18 protein-coding genes and 1 riboswitch are annotated in these 24,181 nt (G+C 43.2%); of the genes, 13 read left to right on the top strand and 5 right to left on the bottom strand.

From position 1 onward, the window contains the following. Positions 1-7 precede the first annotated feature (7 nt). Both ACWNM1_RS13950 and ACWNM1_RS13945 read right to left on the bottom strand, forming a co-directional pair. Entirely contained in the window at positions 8-1,510 is a 1,503-nt protein-coding gene (locus ACWNM1_RS13950; protein ID WP_449601419.1) for an N-acetylmuramoyl-L-alanine amidase, read from the bottom strand. A 207-nt stretch (positions 1,511-1,717) separates the two neighbouring features. Further along, positions 1,718-2,908 carry a substrate-binding domain-containing protein gene (locus tag ACWNM1_RS13945; RefSeq protein ID WP_449601381.1) on the bottom strand — a complete coding sequence of 397 codons (1,191 nt, stop codon included), beginning with the start codon at positions 2,906-2,908 and terminating at the stop codon, positions 1,718-1,720. Positions 2,909-3,117: 209 nt separating this feature from the next. Then, positions 3,118-3,266, top strand: a riboswitch (FMN riboswitch). A 126-nt stretch (positions 3,267-3,392) separates the two neighbouring features. On the opposite strand from ACWNM1_RS13945, the gene ACWNM1_RS13940 reads away from it, so the two are divergent. The 7 genes from ACWNM1_RS13940 (at position 3,393) to ACWNM1_RS13910 (ending at position 12,966) form a co-directional block, all read left to right on the top strand. Then, entirely contained in the window at positions 3,393-4,352 is a 960-nt protein-coding gene (locus ACWNM1_RS13940) for a DMT family transporter (protein WP_076299551.1), read from the top strand. Positions 4,353-4,659: 307 nt separating this feature from the next. Next, the gene (locus tag ACWNM1_RS13935; protein WP_449601379.1) at positions 4,660-6,411 is read left to right on the top strand and encodes a sensor histidine kinase; all 1,752 of its coding nucleotides are present in this window, start codon (positions 4,660-4,662) and stop codon (positions 6,409-6,411) included. Between the two features lie 11 nt (positions 6,412-6,422). Then, the gene (locus ACWNM1_RS13930; RefSeq protein WP_449601418.1) at positions 6,423-8,063 is read left to right on the top strand and encodes a response regulator transcription factor; all 1,641 of its coding nucleotides are present in this window, start codon (positions 6,423-6,425) and stop codon (positions 8,061-8,063) included. A gap of 109 nt (positions 8,064-8,172) precedes the next feature. Next, on the top strand, positions 8,173-9,876 hold the full coding sequence (locus ACWNM1_RS13925; RefSeq protein ID WP_449601378.1) for a sugar ABC transporter: 1,704 nt from the start codon (positions 8,173-8,175) through the stop codon (positions 9,874-9,876). Positions 9,877-10,123: 247 nt separating this feature from the next. Further along, entirely contained in the window at positions 10,124-11,014 is an 891-nt protein-coding gene (locus ACWNM1_RS13920; protein WP_042129685.1) for an ABC transporter permease, read from the top strand. 24 nt (positions 11,015-11,038) lie between these two features. After that, the gene (locus ACWNM1_RS13915) at positions 11,039-11,917 is read left to right on the top strand and encodes a carbohydrate ABC transporter permease (protein WP_042190304.1); all 879 of its coding nucleotides are present in this window, start codon (positions 11,039-11,041) and stop codon (positions 11,915-11,917) included. Between the two features lie 2 nt (positions 11,918-11,919). Next, positions 11,920-12,966 (top strand): glycoside hydrolase family 53 protein, encoded by a 1,047-nt coding sequence (locus ACWNM1_RS13910; protein WP_449601377.1) that lies wholly within the window; start codon positions 11,920-11,922, stop codon positions 12,964-12,966. 54 nt (positions 12,967-13,020) lie between these two features. On the opposite strand, the gene ACWNM1_RS13905 is transcribed toward ACWNM1_RS13910, so the two are convergent. Further along, a complete protein-coding gene (locus ACWNM1_RS13905; protein WP_449601376.1) occupies positions 13,021-13,272 on the bottom strand; it encodes a glycosyl hydrolase 53 family protein in 252 nt (83 codons plus the stop codon). Between the two features lie 298 nt (positions 13,273-13,570). On the opposite strand from ACWNM1_RS13905, the gene ACWNM1_RS13900 reads away from it, so the two are divergent. The 5 genes from ACWNM1_RS13900 (at position 13,571) to ACWNM1_RS13880 (ending at position 19,015) form a co-directional block, all read left to right on the top strand. Next, positions 13,571-14,233 carry a stage V sporulation protein AA gene (locus ACWNM1_RS13900; protein WP_339266226.1) on the top strand — a complete coding sequence of 221 codons (663 nt, stop codon included), beginning with the start codon at positions 13,571-13,573 and terminating at the stop codon, positions 14,231-14,233. Next, the gene (locus ACWNM1_RS13895) at positions 14,230-14,655 is read left to right on the top strand and encodes a stage V sporulation protein AB (RefSeq protein WP_076284537.1); all 426 of its coding nucleotides are present in this window, start codon (positions 14,230-14,232) and stop codon (positions 14,653-14,655) included. Before ACWNM1_RS13900 ends, ACWNM1_RS13895 begins: the two co-directional genes overlap by 4 nt. 707 nt (positions 14,656-15,362) lie before the next feature. Continuing rightward, positions 15,363-16,976: a spore germination protein gene (locus ACWNM1_RS13890; protein ID WP_449601416.1), complete on the top strand. Its 1,614-nt coding sequence runs from the start codon at positions 15,363-15,365 to the stop codon at positions 16,974-16,976. Between the two features lie 127 nt (positions 16,977-17,103). After that, positions 17,104-18,438 carry a diaminopimelate decarboxylase gene (gene lysA, locus ACWNM1_RS13885; protein WP_076284538.1) on the top strand — a complete coding sequence of 445 codons (1,335 nt, stop codon included), beginning with the start codon at positions 17,104-17,106 and terminating at the stop codon, positions 18,436-18,438. A gap of 145 nt (positions 18,439-18,583) precedes the next feature. Beyond that, positions 18,584-19,015 carry a peptidylprolyl isomerase gene (locus ACWNM1_RS13880; RefSeq protein ID WP_042190291.1) on the top strand — a complete coding sequence of 144 codons (432 nt, stop codon included), beginning with the start codon at positions 18,584-18,586 and terminating at the stop codon, positions 19,013-19,015. A 57-nt stretch (positions 19,016-19,072) separates the two neighbouring features. Here the strand turns inward: ACWNM1_RS13880 and ACWNM1_RS13875 are convergent, their stop codons facing one another. Continuing rightward, on the bottom strand, positions 19,073-19,831 hold the full coding sequence (locus ACWNM1_RS13875; protein ID WP_449601375.1) for a YwaF family protein: 759 nt from the start codon (positions 19,829-19,831) through the stop codon (positions 19,073-19,075). Between the two features lie 279 nt (positions 19,832-20,110). Here ACWNM1_RS13875 and ACWNM1_RS13870 point away from each other — a divergent pair, with 279 nt between their 5' ends. Next, positions 20,111-23,554 carry a collagen binding domain-containing protein gene (locus ACWNM1_RS13870; RefSeq protein ID WP_449601374.1) on the top strand — a complete coding sequence of 1,148 codons (3,444 nt, stop codon included), beginning with the start codon at positions 20,111-20,113 and terminating at the stop codon, positions 23,552-23,554. An 81-nt stretch (positions 23,555-23,635) separates the two neighbouring features. Here the strand turns inward: ACWNM1_RS13870 and ACWNM1_RS13865 are convergent. Then, on the bottom strand, positions 23,636-24,181 hold a 546-nt coding region (locus ACWNM1_RS13865; RefSeq protein WP_449601373.1), incomplete at its 5' end, for a sensor histidine kinase.

Here is a 24,181-nt window from a genome sequence, read left to right as displayed (position 1 = left end):
CTTTTTTCTATCGACCTAAATATTCCTTAATCCCTAGAACTACTGCTTCGGCTATCCTATTCTGAACATCTACCGTGAAGAGTAATGCTTCGTCCTTGGTATTACTTAAGTAACCACATTCTAATAAAATGGCTGGCATTTTAGTTTCTCTTGTTACATGATAATTTGCTTGACGAACCCCTCGATCCTGAAGACCTGTAGCAACAGTAAGATATTTATGAACGGTTTGCGCGAATAATAAACTATCTTTACGTGTGTAATAGGTCTCTGTACCACTAGGATTGCTCTTACTACCCACTGGGATACTATTGGCATGAACAGAGATGAACAAATCTGCTTTTACCTTATTGGCGAGGTTGGATCTGTCCTGCAGGGTCGGGTATGTATCATCACTTCGAGTGAGCACAACCTCGATATTTGGCTCTTTCTTTAGTAATTCTGCAATTTTTAGTGCTGTTGGCAAGGTGAAATCCTTCTCTTTGCGGTTACTTCCAGTGCCAGGATCTTTCCCGCCATGTCCTGCATCAATAACGATTATCTTCTTGTCTGTGTTGCCAGTAGAAGGTGGCGGCGTTGTGACCGGTACTTCAGGTACAGTGGTTGCAGGAGGTGTGGTGCTTGTGCTTGTCCCATTTAGATCCACTATAATAAGTCCATCGTTAGCATTCGTTACACTGTAGTTATTCGCACTGTTCAGATCTATCACGATCCGGATCGTAGAGGGAGAACTACTGAATAATGAATAACGAATGGTTGAGACGTTAGGATATTCGGTAATGGACAACTGCCCACTTTGGTTTTTTCCGACAGAAAGGTTCTGATGAAAGCTGTCGCCAAAGCTGGTATTCGGTAAATCTACGACAATTCGGTCTTTATCTGTCATTGTGAATACATTTGGTGTTACACTGCCGTTCATCGCGATGATGAGCTTGTTATCGATGAAGCTAAGATTTGTGACTGCTGCCGTCGAGGTGTTTCCATCAGTTGTTGTGTTACCATTCGATCCATTATCAGAGGGTGCGGGTACAGATGTGTCTGGAACCGTAATTTCTGGTTCGCTTCCGCCAATCTCTGGTACTGGAGAAGTTAAGTATACCGTTTTGGTCACATTATCCCAACCGACAGTAGTTCCTGTCTGTTCACCAACAAATCTTAAAGGAACGAGGGTCGTGTTGCCACTGAGAAAAGGAGGGTTGTCCAGTTTTACCTGTTTCCCTGAAGCCTCTGCCATCGCATTATTCACGATAAGCTTTAATGTCGTTCCCTTTTGCTCAATGGTTGCAGTCTTGGTCACATTATCCCATTTCACGGTATAACCAAGCTGCTCCGTAACGAGGCGAAGTGGAACCATCACGCTTCCATTTACAATTTGAACTTGTGCTTCTTTTGAAATCTTAAGATCATTGCCGTCTAGATTGATGTGTGTCTCTGCGGAGCCGGCATAACCAGTTCCTGGATGAACCAGCACCAACAAAAGCAGCAGTAACGCCAAAAAACCAAACTTCTTCATCTGCAATCCCTACCATCCCCGTTTCTTGGTTTCTAGCAATTCTTACTTTTTCTTCCTATGATGCAGTTTCGGCTTATATAAATCTTAAACGACAATAGTTTCCAAAAGTTGCGCTCTTTTAGAGTGAAAAAGGAAAAATTTCGGTATAAAAAGCGAAAAGAGAGCTTTCCCAAACATTTGGGTTAGCTCTCTTTCCCTAACAATATTTTATTGCAAAGAAGTATAACCCGTTTTTTCTACCAATTCCTGACCTTGAGCAGATTGCATCCAATCTAGAAAGGGCTGAATATTGGGGTTGTCACTTCCAGCAGTCACAGCATAAAATTCTGTAGCCAAAGGGTACTGTCCACTGCGAATACTCTCTTTGTCGGGCTTAACACCATCGATGGCGAGTAGTGCAATTTCCCCACTTTGATTCATTTCTGAGGCGTAAAATAAGAAGCTGTACCCGAGTGCATTTTTATAATTGCGATAACTGGAGGTTTGTTTAATAATTCCGCTCATAATATCCGCCACGTCTTCCTTAGGAGGTGTCATGAGTGTAGTGTCTCCCATAAACTTTTGCAGCATCGTCTGGCTCCCACTATCCTCTGGGCGTTGAAAAGCGCGAATACGGTTATTAGCTCCGCCTACATCTTTCCAATTGGTGATCTTGCCTGCGTAGATATCTTTAAGCTGGGCGGTGGAAAGTCCAGTTACTTCGTTTCGTTTATTCACAAAAAATACGAAAGCCTCGCGGCCGATGGGTGTGAGCTTCAGCTCGACGCCTTTTCGCTTCGCATGTTTCTGTTGGGCAAGAGAAGGCGCAGCGACAAAGATAATATCAGTTTCACCTTCGATTAGTCTTTTGTAAGCTTCCGGTGTGCTACTGCAAATCACTTGACTTGTTTGAAAATCATATGGATTATAATTTGCCGCAGGATAAGCAGATTGCACGAAAGCTGAATACAGTGGATATAGTGCGGTTGCACCATCCAATTTTGGTAAGTTGTTATCGATATGATATGAAGAAGGTTTATCCAAATTCACTGCTTTGGTATTCTCAGCAAAAGGTTCGTATTGTACCAAATTAACTTCCCGATCATCGACCGTGGCAATGCTGTTGATATATGCTTGTTTGATCTCATATCCTGCGGTTACGAGCACACTAAGTCCGAGGATGGATAGCAATATAATATTGCTTGTTTTTCGGGACAACACATTAAATATAAGGAGTACAACATAAATAGCTATCACAACAGATAAAATCGCCACAAGTGGAGTATAAAACATTAGTCCCCCGAAAAGCGCGGTAATTATCGAACCTATGAATCCTAAAAAAGCTATGACTCCGACAGCAAAAAAGGAGAACAATAACTTCGTCCAGAATGACTCCTTCGTCCAAAATGATTCTTTCATAACAACCTCCTTAGAAAAATTCCTAAACTATGGAAAAATAAACATAATTTCATTATACAGATTTTTGTGGATGAGACAGTAGAACAATAACGAAAAAAAATATGTAAGAAAAGCTGTGACACATGAAAATTTTATGTATATTTTCATAAAGTACTGGACGAATGGCAAGAAGAGGTTTATTCTGAGATTGTGAAAAAAACAACGGAATACAAGATTCTCGGGGTAGGGTGAAATTCCCAACCGGCGGTAATGTTCAAAGCGAACTGAGCCCGCGACTCACTTGTTCTGCTTGCAGAGAAGTGACTGATCTGGTGTGAATCCAGAGCCGACGGTAAAGTCCGGATGGGAGAGGATCATAAGATAAAGGCGCTAGGAGTCTATCCTGTACGTCTTTATTGATAATGCCCCCGAGTCGACCTTTTATGGTGATTCGGGGGTTTTTGGTCTCTTATCGAGGGTTTGTATCGACAAGGAGAATGGAATTATGAGTAATGTAACAGCTTCATCATCAGCTAATAAGGTAAGCAGCACGTCGCCGTTACGCAGTGGGTTTTGGCTCGTTGTGTTCGGTGCAGCACTATGGGGCGTTGATCCGCTCTTTCGTATTATCCTCTTAAAATCTTTGACCTCATCGCAAATTGTTCTTTTGGAGCATGTGGTGCTTTTCCTGGCTGCTTCCCCTGTTCTTTGGCGTCACCGGGCGGAGCTAAAAGGTATTGGATTTCGCCAGATTGGAGCTTTGCTAATTGTTTCCTGGGGAGGTTCTGCCGGGGCGACAATTCTATTTACGATGGCACTCTCCAGTGGGGATTTAAATGCTGTGCTGTTGCTGCAAAAGCTTCAGCCAATATTCGCTATCGGTCTTGCAGCCTTAATTCTTAAAGAACGTCTGCCTAAAAATTTCGGAATCCTTATTATTGTGGCACTGGTAGGAACCTATCTGCTGACCTTTGGCTGGAGTATTCCATTCGGACATGTGAACAACTTTATCGGTGTTAGCAGTCTGATGGCCTTAGGAGCGGCCGCATTGTGGGGTGGCTCAACAGTAATGGGACGTTATCTGCTTGGGTCTATGAAATATGAGACAGTGACTTCCCTAAGATTTATATTGGCGCTGCCGTTGCTTTTCGTTATCACCACATTAGAAGGTGCTCCTTGGCAGATTAATGGTGGATTTGGTGCATCTGCTGCCATAGCCATTAATTTGTTGCTGCAGGCTCTGCTGCCAGGACTACTCAGTATGCTGATGTATTACAAAGGACTAAGCACTACCAAAGCATCCTTCGCTACATTGGCTGAACTAAGCTTTCCTATGACAGGAGTAATTATTAACTGGATCGTATTCCAGCAGCTCGTCACCCTACCGCAAATTATAGGGTTCGCGTTGATCTGGACCGCTTTATTTTTCATATCGAGTCAACAATCTAAAGCACAAACGCTCTGAAAAGACTCTGATTGTATAGATTGAACTAAATAAAGTATAAAGGGATGACTGGAATGCCTAGAGGCTTTCGGATCATCCCTTTTTGTATGTCTCAACAATACATTAGACTGCAAAAACTGCAGAAATGTTTCGTACGTAGCATATAGCGTAATAATTTAAGCCTTTACAATAGAGAGGACGGACGATAACAGTGCTTGAACAAGCTATCACCTGCCTACCTCATTTTGCGGGGAGAAATTATCTATGCGTTAATGAAGATTATTTGTACAATAGAGGCTATGACATTTGAGTCGGAGTGTGAAGGAAAGTGTATAGATATAATTTATTTACCAAAATCGTAAGTATCATGGTCATCATGCTGATTCCTATTACGATCCTCTATTTCTATTCCAATAAAACGACCACGGATGTGCTCCGTACGGAGTTAAATACTTCGAACAGCAATCAGCTCAGTTTTTTTCAGAATCAAGTAGAGAGCAATATGGAGCTGTTGTCCTCCTGGCCGATCCTGCTCATTCATGATCCTGATATTTTGAGCTTGAAGGATACTTATTTGAAGGGAACACATTTGAACCTGGATGCGATTAATCTGATTAAGCGGATCCAGACTAAAATCAGTATTCAGGAAAGCTCCTCCAACTGGAAGAGTAAGTTGTACCTATATTCACCGTCCATCCATCGAATGGTGTCAGAGAATGATGCTATACCGTATTCGGATGAGGATTTGAAGCGGGAAGTTAAGTCAGGCTGGCATGTAGAAAAGATCGTTGAGCAAGATGGCGACCATTTTGTGTTCTCTTGGTTTTCTTTTACCCCCTTCATGTCAGAGTTCACTCCTGAAAAGGTCAATACGATTATGAAAGTGGAGTTTGACAGCCGAAACATTGAAGATATGCTAGATAAATTCAAAAGTGATGGCAGGAGAGATCCTTTTTATTATAAACAGGGTACTGGACTTATCTTTAACCGTAGTGCTGACAAGCTACTAGCTAATGAATTGGTAAAAAGGCTGGAGCAAGAGCAGCTGAAGCAAAGTGAAAATCGTACAGTGAACATTAATGGTGAGTCCTACAGTGTAAACATAGTCTATTCGGATAAAATGGGCTGGTATTTGATCGACTATATGCCGCTGTCAGAAATACTGCATCCGATTCAAACCTCCAATCGCTTATTTTATTTTGCTATTGGTGCATTGTTATTAATGAGCTGTCTCGTAGCCTATCTACTATATGTTCAGGTGCAGGTGCCCGTTAGACTATTGGTTGGAGGCTTCCAGAGGTTGAAGCAAGGAGACTACTCTGCTCGGGTGGAGATCAAAGGTAAGAATGAGTTCAGCTTCCTGTCCGGAAGGTTTAATAGCATGGTGGAACAGATTCAGAAGCTGATTGAGAATGTGTTAATGGAAAAGATCCATGTTCGAGAAGCTAGATTAAAGCAGCTTCAATCCCAGATCAATCCGCATTTCTTCTATAATTGTTTCTCATTTATTACGAGTATGGCGAAGCTCGATAATATGGGTGCTGTCGTCGGTATGTCGCATAATCTATCCCGGTATTACAGATATACGACCCGCCAAGAACGCGATCTTGTCGCTTTATCTGAAGAAACGGAATTTGTGACTCACTATCTGGAGATCCAAAAAATGAGGATGAGCAGACTTCAATATGAAGTTCTTATCCCGCCGCAAATGCGGAAAAGAGATCTTCCTCCGTTGGTTCTTCAGCCTTTGGTCGAGAATGCGGTTATCCATGGGATTGAGCCTGTCTCAAAAGAGGGGCTGGTGCGAATTACAGGCACATGCAACGGAAGAGTGATGACATTAACGGTTGAGGATGACGGAAAAGGCATGACTCCAGAGGAAATTATCGTATTGGAAAATAAGCTAGGCAAGGCGATGGATGAAGAAATGGGCTGCGGGCTTTGGAATGTGCATCAGAGAATGCGGCTGCGTTTTGGTGAGGATGCAGGATTGACGATTGCACCATCATCACTCGGAGGATTGCAGGTTAAACTTCAGTGGTTGTTACCGCTAACTGACAATCATATGGATGACATCTAGGAGGGAATATGATGATAGAGATATTGTTAGTCGATGATGAGCCTTATGTAACAGAAAGTCTGGCCCGCACGATTCCGTGGGACGAGATTGGCGTAAAGCAAGTGCATCAGGCGGCATCGGGTGCCGAGGCTCTGGAAATATTGGAACAGCAGGACATAGATATCATGGTTACTGATATTTCGATGCCTGGAATGTCCGGTTTGCAACTAATTGAAACAGTAAGCGAGAGATGGCCGGATATCCGGTCGATTCTGCTGACAGGTTATTCTGATTTTCAGTACGCTAAGAAGGCGATTCAGCTACAGGCTTTTGATTATATTTTGAAGCCAGTAAGTGATGAGGAATTTATCAATAGTATCTCCGGAGCGATTGAGTCTCTAAAAGATGAATGGGAGGCACATGATAAATATCATTTGCTACTCTATAATCGCAAAGCCGATTACAGTGTTTTACGGGCCAACTTGATGCATGAGTTACTACTTGGTAGAGTGCTCTCTGAGCGGACACTTGCATTAAAGCTTAAGGAATATGAAATCTCTTTCGAATCAGATGTTGAAGCGGCGATGTTATTGATTCAGCTGGGTAAACATTATGCCGCAATGGATCATCATTCGGTTTCCCTAATGGAATATGCCATCGGCAATATTGCCGAGGAGCTCTTTAAGGAGCAGTTCCATGTCTGGTTTTGCAAAGCACCCCATGATTGTTTAATTTTGCTTGTGGAACTGAAGCCAGTCATCCAGCGAGAGTTAGAGAAATCGAATAATTACGATGCTGCGAGACAACAAATCCTTAAGTCAGCGATTGCTAACTTCAGAATTAGTGTGAGTAACTACCTGAAGGGTGAGATATCGCTTATCGTAACGGAGTGGTTTGCTTTTCCCGAAGGGATGACGGCTGCCTATCGAAGTGGCTTAAGTTCAATGTATTTGACAACACATAATGAAACTGGCTCGGTACTTTATCTGGGTGATCGTCATCTTCAGGAGATGATGAGCATCAAATCACTCGAAAGCCTTTATCGTCCGCCAACACTCATTCATTTGCTGGAATCTAAGCAATGGGATACAGCCCGCCAGAAGATAGCTGATGTGTTCCGAGATATGGAGAATGCACGCTTTTCAAGTGAGCATCTGTATGAAGTCTTTTTGTCCATTACTAATGCATTCATGTACATTGCCCACAAAGGGGGGCAGTTCATCTCACAAATCGACCAATATGCGTTCGATCCGATGTTGACTCAGAGCATCATTGTTTCTTTTGACAAACTGAAGGACTGGGCATTTGATATGCTAAACAAGCTTCAGAAGGAAGTCTCAGAAAGTGATCAGAACACGAAAAGTTACATTATTAAGCAGGTACATGAGCTGGTAGGGAACCATTCTGGGCATGATCTGTCGGTCAAGACGATAGCGGATCATGTGTATCTGCACCCCGTATACTTATCTAAAATATATAAGGCAGAGACAGGGGAAGGGCTCGGAGACTATATTATCCGCATGCGGATGGAACGTGCACTTTATTTACTTAAGAATACGAATAAAAAAATCTATGAAATCACTACCGAACTCGGATATCAGAATCCCCAATATTTCAGTAAAATGTTCAAAAAGCATTACAATATGACACCAAATGAATTTCGTGACGGATAGAGAGGTTGAGAAAGGTGCAGAAACCTTGTTTAAATGACGTATTCGACATCATCTTCGTTCCCTATAATTAAGTCATAACCAACACTTAAGGAATCTAAGGGGGAACAAAATGAGCGCGATGAAGAGAAAAAAATGGCTGCCGCTCCTGTGTATGAGTATGCTTTTGGTAGGTAGTCTCGCAGGTTGCTCGAGCAATAATGCTGCTGATGGAAAGAATACAGCCGGTGATACGACTACCAATACAACATCTAATTCTGAAAACGCCTACAAGGATAAATATGATCCTGAGGTAACCATTACGACGGTATGGGGTGTTGACCCTGAGCTTAAATTCAAGAACGGGGAAAGCATTGAGAATAACGTAGCTACGAAGTGGACAAAAGAAAAGTTCGGCATCAATATTAAATCACTTTGGTCCATTACAGATACGAATGGTGCTTTTGGAACTAAACTGCGCCTGTCGATGTCATCTGGTCAGGAAATGCCCGATGTTGTAACGATCGGTACGGGTGATAGCACGATTGCTCAGGATTTGATCGATTCCGGTATGTATGCTGAAGTGGGAACACTGTTTGATAAATACGCTTCAGCTACTTGGAAAGAAGCCATGGCACAGGATCCGAACGTATGGAACCAATACAGCCGTGATGGCAAAAGAATGGGTCTGCCTGTTCTCGATTACGCGTACAACCATGATTACATTCTTTGGATCCGCCAAGATTGGCTGGACAAGCTAAATATGCAAGCACCTAAAACGATAGATGAGCTAGAAAAAGTTATGGATGCATTCAAGAATCAGAACCCTGATGGCTTGGCACCAGACAAGGTAACTCCGCTTAGTGTCGGCTTTAAGACATCGATGAACACTTGGATGGGCGATCCTTCCTGGATCTTCGGTGCTTATGGAACGCTTCCGCAGCAATGGAATCTTGATGCTGATGGTAAGTTGGAATACGGCTCTGTAAATGCAGGTATGAAGCAAGGGCTGGAAAAAATGAAGGAATGGCTCGCAAAAGGTTACATTCCTCAAGAAGCAGCGCTTTGGGATGAGAACAAAACAGCTGAGCCGGCAGTGGCGGGTACAGCAGGTATTCTCCCAGGACCTTACTGGATGAGCGGTTGGCCGCTTCAAGATACTGTGAAGAATGCTCCGGATGCGGTATGGGCTCCAATTGAAATTCCAGCGGGACCAGATGGTAAAGTTATGCGTCATGGAACACAGTTCACCAACGGTGTAACTCTGATTAGCACTAAGATGAAAAATCCAGAAGCATTCTTCACCTATCAAAACTATCTGTTCGATAACTTCGCTGATCCTAAGCCTGGTAGCGAGCTGGATAATGGCCTCTTCGCAGGATATGACTATGAACTAGATGCAAACGGTAAGATGATTGAAAATGATAAAATTGCTGGTGGTTATGTGAACAGCGTTCGTTATATGCTGGTTCGTGACGGTGCCCGGATTCCGGATGCCCAAATGAAAGCTCTTCTTAATCTTGCAGATGGTGCTGAACCAACCACTCGTTTGGAGAAGGATGTAGCTGTGAACTATGGTAAGGATACTCCTGCAGCTGCAAAGGTTCTGCTGGCACAAGAGGATAAATCCTTCAAGAATATGTTCACCGGTCCTACTACTGAAACTATGAAATCGAAGATGGATTATCTGAACAAAATCGAGAACCAAACGTTTAATGAGATCATCTATGGCAACAAGCCACTAGAAGCTTTCGATACCTTCGTAGCGACTTGGAAATCAGGCGGCGGCGACCAAATCACTAAAGAAGTAAATGAATGGTATGACAGCGTAAAATAATGCTCTGTTAAGGGTATGAGTAGCACAATTCGGGACTGTTTCCTCAGCTGTTTATTTAGCTGTGGGAACGGTCTCTTTTTGCGTTAGCGGTTATCCGGATTTGTATAAATTTGCTTCTGTATCTATACGGTAAAGAGATTGGTTTTGTACCATATATATTGGTTTTGCTCGCTATTTGGGGAATCCTGTCGTTGCTATAATTTGAGTATGGTTACAGAAGAACTTGACACGATATGGGGGACCAAGGATGAGAACACTTAAAAAAACATGGCCATTTCACTTAATGTTGCTGCCGGCGATGATATTCCTGATCATCTTCAGCTTTATACCGATGGGCGGAATTGTGATGGCGTTTCAGGATTATAAGCCATGGCTAAAAATTTCGGGATCAGCGTGGGTTGGATTAGATAATTTCCGCTATCTATTTGAACGTAATGACAGCATGCAGGTCATTTGGAACACATTGATTATTGCCGTTCTGAAGATGATCTTCAATCTGGCGGTGCCGTTTGTGTTCGCCATTCTATTGAATGAGATTCGCAAGGTTTATATACAGCGTACAATTCAGACATTGGTTTATTTACCTCACTTCTTGTCTTGGGTCATCCTTGGCGGGATCTTGCTAGATTTGCTTGCTACAGATGGCTTCGTCAATCAGATCCTCGGCAGTATGGGGATTAAACCCATCTTTTTCTTAGGAGATAATAACTGGTTCAGGTTCACGGTCATTCTCACGGATGTATGGAAGGAATTTGGTTATAACACGATCGTCTTCCTGGCTGCTCTAGCAGGAATTAACCCTTCATTATATGAAGCTGCTGAAATAGATGGTGCAACCCGCTGGAAACAGACACGTTTTATCACAATGCCTTCCCTACTGCCAATGGTTGTTGTGGTAGGTACTCTGGCTCTCGGAAATGTATTGAATGCAGGGTTTGACCAGATCTTTAACCTCTACAATCCGCTGGTCTATCAGAAAGGCGATATTATCGACACCTTCGTATACCGGACAGCTATTCTGAATGGTGAGATGGGCTTTGGTACAGCAATCGGACTGTTCAAGTCAGCCATTAGTATGGTCCTAATCCTTGTATCGTACAGTCTGGCTAAAAAATGGGCAGGATATCGCATTTTCTAAACTACCAATGGAAGAGGGAGACCTATGTATTACAAAACTAGAGGTTATCGTATTTTCAACATATTCAATACTTGTTTTCTGATCATACTCGCACTCATGTGTATTGTTCCTCTGATTCACGTATTAGCTGTATCTTTCAGTGCCAAGTCTGCGGCTGATGCCAATCTGGTGGGCTTGTGGCCAAAGCAGTTCTCTCTGGAAGCTTATAAAAAGACAATGAATAATCCGATATTCCTACACTCTATATGGGTATCCGTACAAAGAACTGTACTCGGAACCGGACTTACGCTTCTGATTACTTTTCTGGCAGCTTATCCGCTATCTAAAGAAAACTCAGCCTTCAAAGGCCGGAATGTTTATTCCTGGTTGTTCGTGTTCAGCATGGTGTTTAATGGTGGTCTGATTCCATTCTATATTGTTATTCAAAAGATTGGCTTAATGGATTCCTTCTGGGTACTCGTTCTGCCAGGTGCGGTTAATACATTCTTGGTAATTCTGATGCTGAACTTCTTCCGCGGTATTCCTAAAGATTTGGAGGAAGCTTCGCTAATTGACGGCGCAGGACATTTCCGTACCTTGTTCAGCATTTACTTACCGATTTCATTACCATCGATTGCGACGATTGCACTGTTTAGTATGGTGTTCCACTGGAACTCCTGGTTCGATGGACTATTGTATTTGAACAATTCTAAGCAGTTTCCGCTGGCGACCTTTCTGCAGACCGTTATCATTCAACGGGATATGAGCTCCATGAGCATTAATCCGAAGGAGATGGAATTAATCTCGCAGACAACGGTTAGAGCCGCGCAAATCTTTATCGGGGCTGCTCCTATTCTAATTGTATATCCATTCTTGCAGAAGTATTTTGTTAAAGGAATGACACTTGGTTCTGTAAAGGAGTAGGGATGATGATAACGACATTTATCAATGGAATGGACATCTCGTTTTTGGATGAAATAGAGCTGGGTGGAGGCAAATTCCATAGTCGCTCTGTTCGGACTGCTGAGGAAGGTGAGGATTTACTCCACATCCTTAAGGACAATGGAGTAAATGCCATACGGCTGCGGATTTGGAATGACCCTCCAGGCGTCTTTTGCAATTTGGAACGGACGCTGGTTATGGCAAAGCGGATCAAAGAAGCAGGGCTGGATTTTCTACTGGATTTTCATTATTCAGATAAATGGGCGGATCCAGCTAACCAATGGAAGCCAAAAGCTTGGGAGGCACTTGACTTCAGGGGTTTGACATCCGCCGTGTATAATTATACACGCGAGACACTTGAAGCTTTACAGTCCCAAGGCACACTGCCCGATATGGTGCAGATCGGTAATGAAATTACGCCAGGCATGTTATGGGGAGAAGGCAAGGTTGATGGAGATTGTGATACTCCGAAGCAGTGGGAGCAGTTCACTACGCTCGTTAAAGCAGGCATAGCGGGCGCGAAATCCGTCGATTCTGACTTGTCTATCATGATCCACATTGACCGGGGTGCTGATCATCCGGCGAGCCGTAACTTTTTTGATCGTTTCTTAGAACATGGTGTAAATTATGATGTTATCGGATTATCATTCTACTCTTGGTGGCATGGTACTTTAGACGACTTGCAGCTTAACCTGAACGAATTAGCGCTGCGTTATAACAAGGATATCATTGTGGTGGAAACAGCCTATCCATGGACACTGAATGCACCTGAAGGATTTCCAGTAATTGTGAATGAGGAAGCCCAGCTCCATGATGGTTATCCAGCCACAGAAGAGGGTCAAGCTAAGTATATGAAGGATTTCATAAACGTAATTGAGAATACACCTAACGGAAAAGGAATCGGCTTTTATTACTGGGAGCCTGCTTGGATTCCTTCGAAAAAGGAATGGTCTGTTGGGCATGAGAATGGGTGGTCCAATTTAGCTCTGTTTGATTTTGAAGGTAAGAAACTGGATTCGCTCCATTTCTAAAGATTATTAGAAAAGAAGACAGCCAAAAGTTAAGCACCGTGGCTGTCTTCTTTTTTAATTCAAAAAGGCATCTAAAGCCACAGTAGGCTTACCAGAAGAATCAAAGGCACCTTTTGTGTAAGCGTACCATGTACCATAACTCTCCGGCTCCCAATAGAACACGCCAAGCTCTTTGCCGCTACTTACCGATTTTGTTTTGCTAATGATGTCGGTAAGAAAAGCTTTAGCCGTTGTTAGAGCACTAACGTCCATCCCGACCTCTGAAATGATCACCTCTTTACCATACCAGGCAACCATACCATTCATATTCGTTTATATCTGAGCATTCAGTGTAGACAAGTTGCTTGTACCTCCGGATTAGGATTTAAACAACAGGCACCCCTAGCATAGTGATATTTGTATCCGCTTACATAAAGCTCCTCCCTTTCTCTTTTATAACAAGATTGTAAGGTGGGGTAAGCATTCCCGATACCAATAAAAATTCAACATTTCAGCATCTTTGGAAATTGATTCAGAGCTACAAGAGTAAAAATAAGGCTTTACTCCCATACTACCGTTATCTTGCACCGGAGCTACTTGACCACAACCTTTAGGAGGAATGCGGATGAAACAACATTCTGCTCCCGCCATCTATATACAGCTTAAGAACCGGGTGACGGTGCCCAAAGGTAAAGGTGTCACATTGGGTGATATTGCATTTTTGATCGCGGAGCCAGAGCTGAAAGAGTCGCTGGAATCTATTCTGCTAATGAAGCCAGAGCAAAGTGACGGCAATCTAATTTTGATTGATCTTCTGATGGTTATTCCCCGCATTTATGAGCTTTTGCCGGAAGCGGATATTGAGCCGATCGGTGAAGGGAGAACGATTGTGCAGATTGAAGGTCCGGTGGAGAGGCGGAAGCCTTCAGTAGCGATGTTTGTCTTAGTGTGGCTGCTGCTGTTCTTCGGATCTGCGCTGACAATCATGAATTTTCATGCGGATGTAAACATGCAGGAGGTTCAAATTCGAATTGTGGAGATGATAACCGGTCATCGGGATGAACATCCGGTTGTATTTCAGATTGCGTATTCTGTAGGAATCGGCTTTGGGATGGTTATTTTTTTCAACCATTTATTTAAGAAAAAGTGGAATGAAGAGCCTACACCGCTAGAAGTGGAAATGTACCTGTATCAGAAAAATATCGACCAATACGTCATCAATGAGGAGTATAGCAAAATGAGGCGCCGTGGAGAAAATCAACCAGAGAACGTGGAGGACGGAAGATGACGGCACCTATAACACTAGGGTTGAATTTGCTGCTGGGTATTGCAGGGGGGATCGCTGTAGGCGGCGGTGTGATCGCTTTATTTGTGGTTCTCGACATGGTGCCCCGTCTGGCTCAATTAACTTCTTCTTACGATAAAGTACATTGGTACGAGGGTGCGATGGTAGTTGGATCATTGCTAGGAACCGTAAGTGATTTTTGGAATTGGAAAATATCCTCAGGTCCTTTAGTTGAACTTGGTATAGGACTTTTTGACGGAATTTTTGTCGGGATGCTCGCTGCAGCATTGACCGAGGTATTAAATGTGCTGCCGATACTCGCTAAACGCTTGAACATGACACATTATTTGTTCGGGCTGTTAATGGCGATGGTAAGCGGGAAGGTCGCGGGTTCTTTGTTCGACTGGTTTGTATACCGACAGTAAACGGGGGTTATGGAATGAGCAAATTTATTCACAGCGGTGATTCTGTGCCAGAAGTGGATCATCAAGAAGAAAATGCTGCGGCTGCCGCATCAATGAAGAATACCGCAGAGGATCTAGTTGATGATCATACCGAGGTTAACGGAGCTTCTATGACCAGTGAAGACGCAGATCCGGCGGAAAATACTACAGCAGCTGATCCGAGTCAAGAACAGCAGGATGCAGAAGCATCTGCGGAGTTAGGGGCAGAAGAGCAAAGCACCAAAGCATCAGCTCAGCCGGATTCCGGGCAACAGGATGCAGAAGCTTCAGATGAGTTAGGGGCAGAAGAGCAGAGTACCGAAGCGTCAGCACAGCCCGATTCCGGGCAACAGGATGCAGAAGCATCTGCGGAGCTAGGGGCAGAAGAGCAGAGCACCGAAGCGTCAGCACAGCCGGATTCCGGGCAGCAGAGTGCAGAGGCATCGGATGAGCTTGGGGCAGAAGAGCAAAGCGCTGAAGCTACACAGCCGGATTCCGGGCAGCAGGATGCAGAGGCGTCAGATGAGCTCGGGAATCAGGAGCAGAATGAGCCTAGTAAAGGATTTTTCGCCAGGTTATTCGGCTTAGATTCAGACTCGGAATCCGAAGATGAGGTACAAGAACAGAATACCCAACAAGCAGGCGGATCAGAGTCCGCAACAGAGTCAGGGGAAGAATCTCAAGCCAAAGTGACGCCAAAGTCCAAACTATCTAAGAAGCAAGCGCAACAAGAGTCTCAAGACAGCAATCAAAAGGGAAGCGGTAAGCTACAAAAGAAACGGGATCGCGAGCACTCCAACTCGTTAAAAGAATCCGTCATTTACTGGCAAGGTAATGATGAAATCCCAATGTCCTTGCAAGATACGAAACAAACACTTACAGAGGTAATGGGACTAGGCACAAGCTTTGATGTGACGTTTAGACAGATGTCCTTTGGCGGACATAAGACAGCTCTACTCTGTTTAAGTGGATTTACCAATACAGATGTGACCGATGATATTCTGAAACGTCTGACCTATCTCACATCTGAGAATCTGTCTACGGGTGTACTGTCTAGCTTTATGAATGAATATGTCCCTCACATTCAGGTGGAAGAGGGGAATTCTTTAAGTGAAAGTATCGAGAAAGTACTAGAAGGCTTGAGCGTGCTATTCGTCGAAGGTGAGAATAAAGTTATCATCATGGATACTCGTTCTTATCCTAGTCGCAGTCCAGCAGAGCCTTCGATTGATCGGGTGGTGCGCGGTGCGCGCGACGGTTTTACAGAGACTTTACTGAGCAATATCTCTCTCGTAAGAAGACGGGTTCGTGATCCAGGGCTGAAATATGAGCTATTTCGGGTTGGACGACGGACACAGACAGATGTCTGCGTGGCTTATATTGATGATATCGTTGATAAAACACAGGTTATGTCTGTTATCGACAAAATTAAAAGCATTGATATTGATGGTATTCCTCTGGCAGATAAACAATTAGAGGAGGCAATTATCGGCGGTGGATGGAATCCATATCCTATGGTGCGTTATTCTGAACGCCCTGACGTCGTAGCTTCCAATTTATTGGAAGGAAGGGTAGTACTGTTTGTAGATACCTCACCTATTGTTATTGTTCTTCCGACTACTTTTTTTGATCTTTGTCAGCATGCAGAGGAGAATCGTCAGACTCCTTTTATGGGAACGTACTTACGGTGGGTCCGTTTCATCGGTATATTTGCGTCCATGTTTCTGCTGCCGCTATGGATGTTGCTTGTCATTCATCCTGAACTAAAGCCGGCTATGCTGGATTTCATTGGACCTCAAAAGACCGCCAGAATTCCAATACTCGCCCAGTTTCTAATTGTGGAGCTTGGGGTTGATTTACTGCGGATGGCTGCAGTACATACCCCAACACCTTTAGGGTCAGCGATGGGTCTGATTGCAGCTATATTGATAGGTGATATAGCGGTACAGAGTGGTTTGTTTGTAAACGAGGTAGTTCTGTATATGGCTGTTGCCTCCATTGGTATGTTTGCAACCCCTAGTTATGAGCTGGGTCTTGCGAATCGAATAGTCAGGCTTGTGTTATTGGTAGCCGTAGCGGCCTTCCAGGTGCCAGGATTTATGATTGGTACGACGCTACTGACTATTTTCCTAACTACCCATCGCTCCTATAACTCGTCTTATATGTGGCCGTTTATACCTTTTAATGCAAAGGCAATGATTGAAATTCTAGTGCGTAAGCCAGTCTTAAGCTCGAAGACAAGGCCGTCTTTCAACAAAACTAGAGACAATACAAGAGTGCCGCCTACTCAAAAGAATGATTAACAATCGTAGGAAAATACAAAACTACTGCAAATTAGTCCATTCAATGGAGTTCCCACTGTCTGTTATACTGAATACACTAAAGACAGGGTGGAACCTTGATATTCCACAGAAATTGGAGGACTAAAGAATGTTTCTACACGGTACTAGCCGAATTAACGATGCTGGGCATTTGGAAATCGGCGGATGTGATGTAACGGAATTGAAGGCGGAATATGGAACCCCGCTATATATATTGGACGAGCAATTGGTGAGACAACGTTGCCGGGAATATATGGATGCTTTTAAATCCTCTGGACTTGGGTTCCAAGTAGCTTACGCAAGTAAGGCGTTCTCAGTAATGGCTATGGTTCGTTTGGCTGATGAAGAAGGCTTGTCGCTTGATGTTGTATCTGATGGCGAACTTTACACTGCTTTGCAAGCTGGCTTTCCTGCAGAACGCATTCATTTTCATGGCAACAATAAGACGTCTGAAGAGATCGAAATGGCGATTGATGCCGGGATCGGCTGCTTTGTAGTCGATAATCTGGTAGAGCTTAATCTTTTGCAGTCGATTGCATCACGTAAAGAAGTTAAGGTTAACATCTTATTACGTGTGACACCAGGTGTCGAAGCTCATACGCATGAGTATATTACAACAGGCCAGACCGATTCCAAATTTGGATTTGATATCGGTAATGGATCGGCTTATGAAGCAGTTAAAGCGGCAGTCAGCAAAAAGAATTTAGTGCTGCTTGGCGTACATTCCCATATTGGTTCTCAAATTTTTGAAACGGATGGATTCCAGCTTGCTGTTGAACGTGTAGCGAGTTTTGCTCGTAGTGTTAAAGAAGGTTTGGAAGTGGACTTCCGTGTAGTAAACCTAGGTGGAGGTTTCGGTATTCGTTACGTTGAGGGTGATACCCCGTTACATGTTTCTGAATATGTAACTGCAATTACGGATGCCGTGAAGACTCATTTTGCTGGAATCTATAATGCTTTGCCTGAAATTTGGGTGGAGCCGGGCCGTAGTATTGTTGGAGATGCAGGTACTACACTTTATACAGTAGGTACGAACAAGGATATCCCAGGCGTGCGTAAGTACGTTGCCGTTGACGGTGGGATGACTGATAATCCACGTCCTGCATTGTACCAATCTAAATATGAGGCATTACTTGCTAATCGAGCGAATGAAGAGGCTACAGAAACTGTATCCATCGCTGGTAAATGCTGCGAGAGCGGAGATATGCTGATCTGGGATGTAGAGCTGCCCGAGGCTGAAAGCGGCGATCTGTTGGCTGTAGCCTGCACAGGCGCTTACAATTACTCCATGGCGAGCAACTACAACCGGCTTCGTCGTCCGGCTTTAGTGTTCGTTCAGAACGGACACAGCGATCTTGTAGTGCGTCGCGAAAGCTATAATGATCTTATTGCCAACGATATTGTTCCTGAGCGTATCGCTAAACAAGCTGCTGTTGCTAAGTAACAGCCGTTAATGTTAGGTAGGGAAAACTGGTAAGGCATAAAGAGCAAGCAGGAATTACTCCTGCTTGCTTTGCTTTGTGCGTAGTTTCATAGTAATATAATTGAGGTATTCTAAATTTGTTAATTTTGAAAGGGGTCATTTACATATGGCAAAGCAAGCGAAAATTACTCTTGAAAATGGCGGCGTAGTGCTGATTGACTTGTTCGATCAAGATGCACCAAACACTGTAGCTAACTTTGAAAAGCTAGCAAAAGATGGTTTCTACAATGGATTGACATTCCACCGTGTTATCCCTGGTTTTGTAGCTCAAGGCGGATGTCCTAACGGAACTGGATCTGGTGGTCCAGGATACACAATCAACTGCGAAATCAACCCAAACAAACACGAGCGCGGAACACTTGCTATGGCACATGCGGGTAAGAACACAGGCGGAAGCCAGTTCTACATCTGCTATGCACCGCAACCACACTTGGATGGAGTTCACACTGTATTCGGTAAAGTAGTTGAAGGTATGGATCTTGTTGATACTTTCAAAGGACGCGACAAAATGACTTCGGTAGAAATCATCGAAGCTTAAGAATTCTTAATTTAAAAAGGCTAGTCTCCGGATTATCGGAGGCTGGCCTTTTCTTATTTAATAAGGAATCCGGCTTATTCGTTTACGTCTCGATTTACGCTGCTCTGGCACCCAGAAGAATACCATATACATGAGCAGAAACACAACGAAGGCAAACAACTCTTCAACAAGCAGGTAATAAGGATAAGGCCCGAAATAATCCAATACAGAATAAGTGCTGGGCTTATGAGATAGGAACATGTAGTTAGATCCTAGGATGTAATTGGCGATCCACACACAAGCGGCCACAATGTTTAGTCCAAGCATGGTGAACAGGAGAGATTTCCAAGCGGGCTTATAGCCCTCAATCCAGGTCATATAAAGAGAAGCGAGAACAATACCACCATGTGCTATAAAGAACAGTAGAAATCGGAAATGAGGGAATGGATAGACCAGATTCGGTGTGAGTAAAGCAATGAATGCTCCACCAATCCCAGCAAAATACAGAAAGGAATATAGTGCTCGGCTGCGAGTGATCAGCATGATAACGGATAGTAGTAAAGTAATTCCGCATAGTTCGAGCGGGAGTGAGCTGCTGGATTGCCATACGCCTTGAGAGAGGTACCATATTTGAAGACCTGTTTCTGAGAACAAAAGAATAATAATCAGCAGCAAGCGCACACTTTGCCGAAGTCTCACATCAGTCCGAATCTCGAATCTTAAACTGTAAAACAGTATACAGACCAATGTAATGATAGACAGAGCAATCCAATGTGAAGGGGAGAACATAATGAAATCCTCCGTACGCTGTCGATCAAAAAAAGATGAAAGATGCATGAACCAACCTCCTTCGTACCTAAAAAGTACTTCAAAAAATATCTTTGTAAATTTTTGATATTTTCTGTTTCGAAACATCCATAAAATGGTTATATATGTATGCGTTCTGTCAGCTAACCCACAAAAGGATGTCTTTTCATTATTTTAACATAAGATGGGCAATGGGCGCGGAATTACATAAGAAGCATTCGAGCATGAGGAATGGCAGAGATTACGCTTCAAGAGGGGATACAAACACAGAAAAATCAAATTGGAAAAGGAATTGGAGGCTTTAGGATAATGTTAAAGAAAAGAATAAGTGTGATGATTGTTATTCTGATGCTTGTAGCGCAATATGCCTATGGCATCGGGATCACTCCACAAGTACAAGCAGCGGCAATCGATCAAGAGCGGAATATCATCACCAGTGTCTCAATGGCTGTATATGGTGAAGACGGGCAGACGGTTACGGATAGCGTCTATGAGCAAGAAGCTAATGTAACATTAGATTATACGTGGTCTCTTCCTAAAGCTCATCCGTACAAGCAAGGTGACACCTTTACCTTTCAGCTTCCAGAGCAGTTTCAGCTTTTTAATGATATTAGCGGCTTGTTGGTCTCAGAGGATGGAGATGTAGGAACTTTTACAGTTGAGCAGTTATCACACAAAGTAACAATGACCTTTAACGACTACATAGAAACGCATGATGAAGTGCAAGGAACGCTTCGGATTAATACTAAGTTTGATAAACATACAATCTCAGGAAGTACTGTTCAGCAGATTTTATTTCCGGTGAGCGGTGGTGTTCAGACGGTTACTGTGAATTTTAAACCGAATGTAGGATCGACCATTGAGAAGAGGGGGATTCCTCAGGGTTTTAATGCAGACCATATTCTATGGTCCGTTGACGTAAATAAATCATTAAAAACTGTTGGAAATGCAGTCGTAACGGACCCTATACCAACAGGTTTGTCACTTAGCACTCCGGTTACTGTGAGTGTGTATCAACTGAGTATCCAGTTGGACGGTTCGGTAACACAAGGTGCACTACTCGATACTAGTAAATATTCTACAGAGTTCACTGGAGGATCGTTAAATGTTCGTTTCACTGATCCTGCGATTTCGAGTGCTTACCGTATTGAATACTCCACAGCTATTACTGATGAGCAACGGCTAAGCTTCACGAATACAGCGACTTTTACAGGAGATGGGCAAGTTCCTGCAAGTTCTTCTGCTACTGTTCAAGTAGAACGAGGAGGAAGTTTGAACAAATACTCTAGCGGATATGACTGGAGCAATCAAATCATTTCCTGGGCAATCGAATATAACTATAATAAAAAAACGATTCCGCAAGGAAATGCTGTACTAAAGGATTTGTTTGATGATTCTCAAGCGTTAGTAGCCAATTCGATAAAAGTATACACGGTGCAACTGGACTCAGCGGGTACAGCAACGTTGAGTAATCTTTTGACCAAGGATATTGATTACACTGTAGTTGCAGCTTCAGACGTGAAGAAGTCAGGGTTCACCTTGCAATTTAAACAAGATGTAACATCTGCTTATCGAATCGAGTATAAGACCAAAGCTGTAAAGCGTGTGTTTGAAGATACTATAATCACTAATACAGTTACGGACAGTACCTATACTGGAGAAGCTACACGCTTAATACGGTCAGCCATTTTGTATAAGAACTTATCAGGCGTAGATTATCAGAATAAAACGGTTGGATGGAAAGTCACATTAAACAGTGATAACTATCCAATGGGTCAGGTTGAAGTTACGGAGTCATTCCCGTTTGGCGGACTGAAGTTTATTCCGGAATCACTCGTTATTAGAAATTCTAATGGGAATGTATTGAATCCTTCCAAATATAGTTTGGTTTACAATGCTCCTGTTCAGGCTAATAAAGGATTCAAGGTTGTCTTTAATTCGCAGATTACTGGTCTTTATACGATTAGCTATACAACGGAATTTAATAAGGATTGGATTTGGTCTAATACTGAAAATTTCAATAACAAGGTTAGGATGGACTGGTTAGACACGTCCGAAATTCCTCGCACAACAGAAGCAGAAGGGCTATTTATTCCAAGAACCGAAGCGAAAAGCAATGGTTTGAAGTTTGGTTCTTATAATGCTTTAACTAAAGAATTAGCTTGGACATTAGGGGTCAATTATAATAGCAAAACGGTTGCAGAGCCAGAAGTCGTGGATATTTTGAAATCGGGTCAAACCCTGGTTCCTGGATCGCTGAAAGTATACACCATGAATGTTGCTAAGAATGGAGACCCAACGAAAGGTGTCGAGGTAAACAGTAGCAAATACACTTACAGTGTTAATGCTAATAATGAGCTGAAGCTCTCTTTTACAGATGCTATTCAATCCGCTTATTATATAGAATTTCATACAAGTCTTGAAGGCAAAGTCATTGGCACTTCTATTGATAATAAAGCCAGTCTCTATGATGGGGCAAAAAAGGTATCCAAGGATTTGAACGCTACCGTAAAGATTCCTTATGGAGACGAATATCTCTTGAAAAATGGTGTTCAGAATGGCGAAAAAATCGATTGGAGTATTCAAATTAATCGTAGTCAGTCTACTGTGAAGAATGCGTTAATCAAAGATACGCCTAGCACTAATCAGATTCTGCTGCAGGATTCATTCCATCTGTATCCTACAATCGTAGCTGAAAACGGGGATGTAACAAAAAGCGGACCTGAATTGATTCAGGGTATCGATTACAGCTTAGAAATAAAAACGGATTTAGAAGGCAAGCAGTCGTTTGATTTAAGCTTCGCCAAGGAGATTAGTAAACCTTATATTCTCGACTATCAGTCCCTGATTATGGCGAATACAGGAGACAAAGTTACTAATACTGTTCGTTTCAGTGGTTTTAATGTTATCGAAATAAGCAAAGATTCTTCTAAAGAAATTATCGTCGGTGTGTCGAGTGGGTCAGGATCAGGCAGCGGGGTTAGAGGTTCCTTGATGATCAAGAAGCTGGATGCAGAGGGCAACTTGAAGACGCTGGCAGATGCAACTTTTGCACTCTATCGCCTTAACGGCTCAGACCGGGTATTTATTAATAGCTTAACCACAGATTCCGCTGGTACAGCAACATTCAATAAATTATGGTTGGGTAACTACGTATTGATTGAGACGACAGCTCCTAGTGGCTATGTACTAGATCCTACAGAGCATCCAGTGTCCATTCATTCTTCATCAACGAATCAACTCGTAATTACGAATCAAAAAGCAGTGGATCCTACGCCTACTGCAACGCCAAAACCAACTATAGTCCCAACCGCAACACCATCAGCTTCATCGGAACCGACGGCTACTCCGCCAACAGAGCCGACATCAGGACCTACGTCTACACCAACCTCAGGAGCCCCAGGAGGTCCGTTGACACCTACGTCTACGAGTTCGCTGGTGCCAGGAGTAATCATCAATGATCCGGCAGTACCTGCTGGCCCTGGGAATACGAGCGATCTGGAATCCACGACATCAGAAGAAGTAGGAACTCCAGATTTAGTTATTACAGATGAAAATGTTCCTTTGGGTGAAGTCGACATTGTTGATGAGGAAGTTCCGAAAGGTACAGTCAACAACAGCACTTCAAGTGCCCCTCAGCTTCCTAAGACGGGGGAAAATAGCCCTGCGCCGCTCTACATGACAGGTATTGGATTAATAGCCATAGGCTATATTCTAAACCGTGTGTTTAGACGTGGAGGAAACTTAAAGTAAGTGAATAAGTATGATTTGAAATTGAACTGAAAGATGCACCCGGCGTGATTATAGTCGGGTGTTTTTGTTTGTGTTCAGAGCCTATTCACCCGCAGGGAAGGAAGTCTCAATTTTAGTTTGTTTGTGTGAGCTTTTGGCTGAAATCGTTCCACCGTGGAGCTCTGTGATGCTCTTGGCAATCGCGAGTCCTAAGCCGCTTCCGCCAGTCTCTCTGGAACGTGACTTATCTACATGATAAAATCGCTTGAATAAGTGGGGGAGGTCCGTGGCAGGGATCGGGTTACCGTAATTCGTGCATGTAGCAATCACTCTATTGTCTTTTCTATAAACGGAAATATCTAGAATCATACCTTCTTTACCGTATCTAACCGCATTGGTAAATAGGTTCTCATATAATCTTACTAACTCGTCTGCATCACCATGGATAATCAAAGGGCCCTTATCCGTATGAATACGGTAGGTCATATCCGCTTGCTCCAATACGGGAGACATTTCCTCGACAAGCTGTTCGAGCAGCTTTCCGAGATCTACAGGCTCCATATTAAGGGGAAGCCCGTTGCTGCTAACGCGTGTATATTCGAATAAATCGTCGATTAGCTTTTTAAGAGTCAGGGATTTCTCATAGGT

It is taken from the genome of Paenibacillus sp. Marseille-Q9583 (assembly GCF_976954365.1).
Note: the sequence above shows the minus strand (reverse complement) of the source record. Positions and strands in the feature narration are given on the sequence as shown.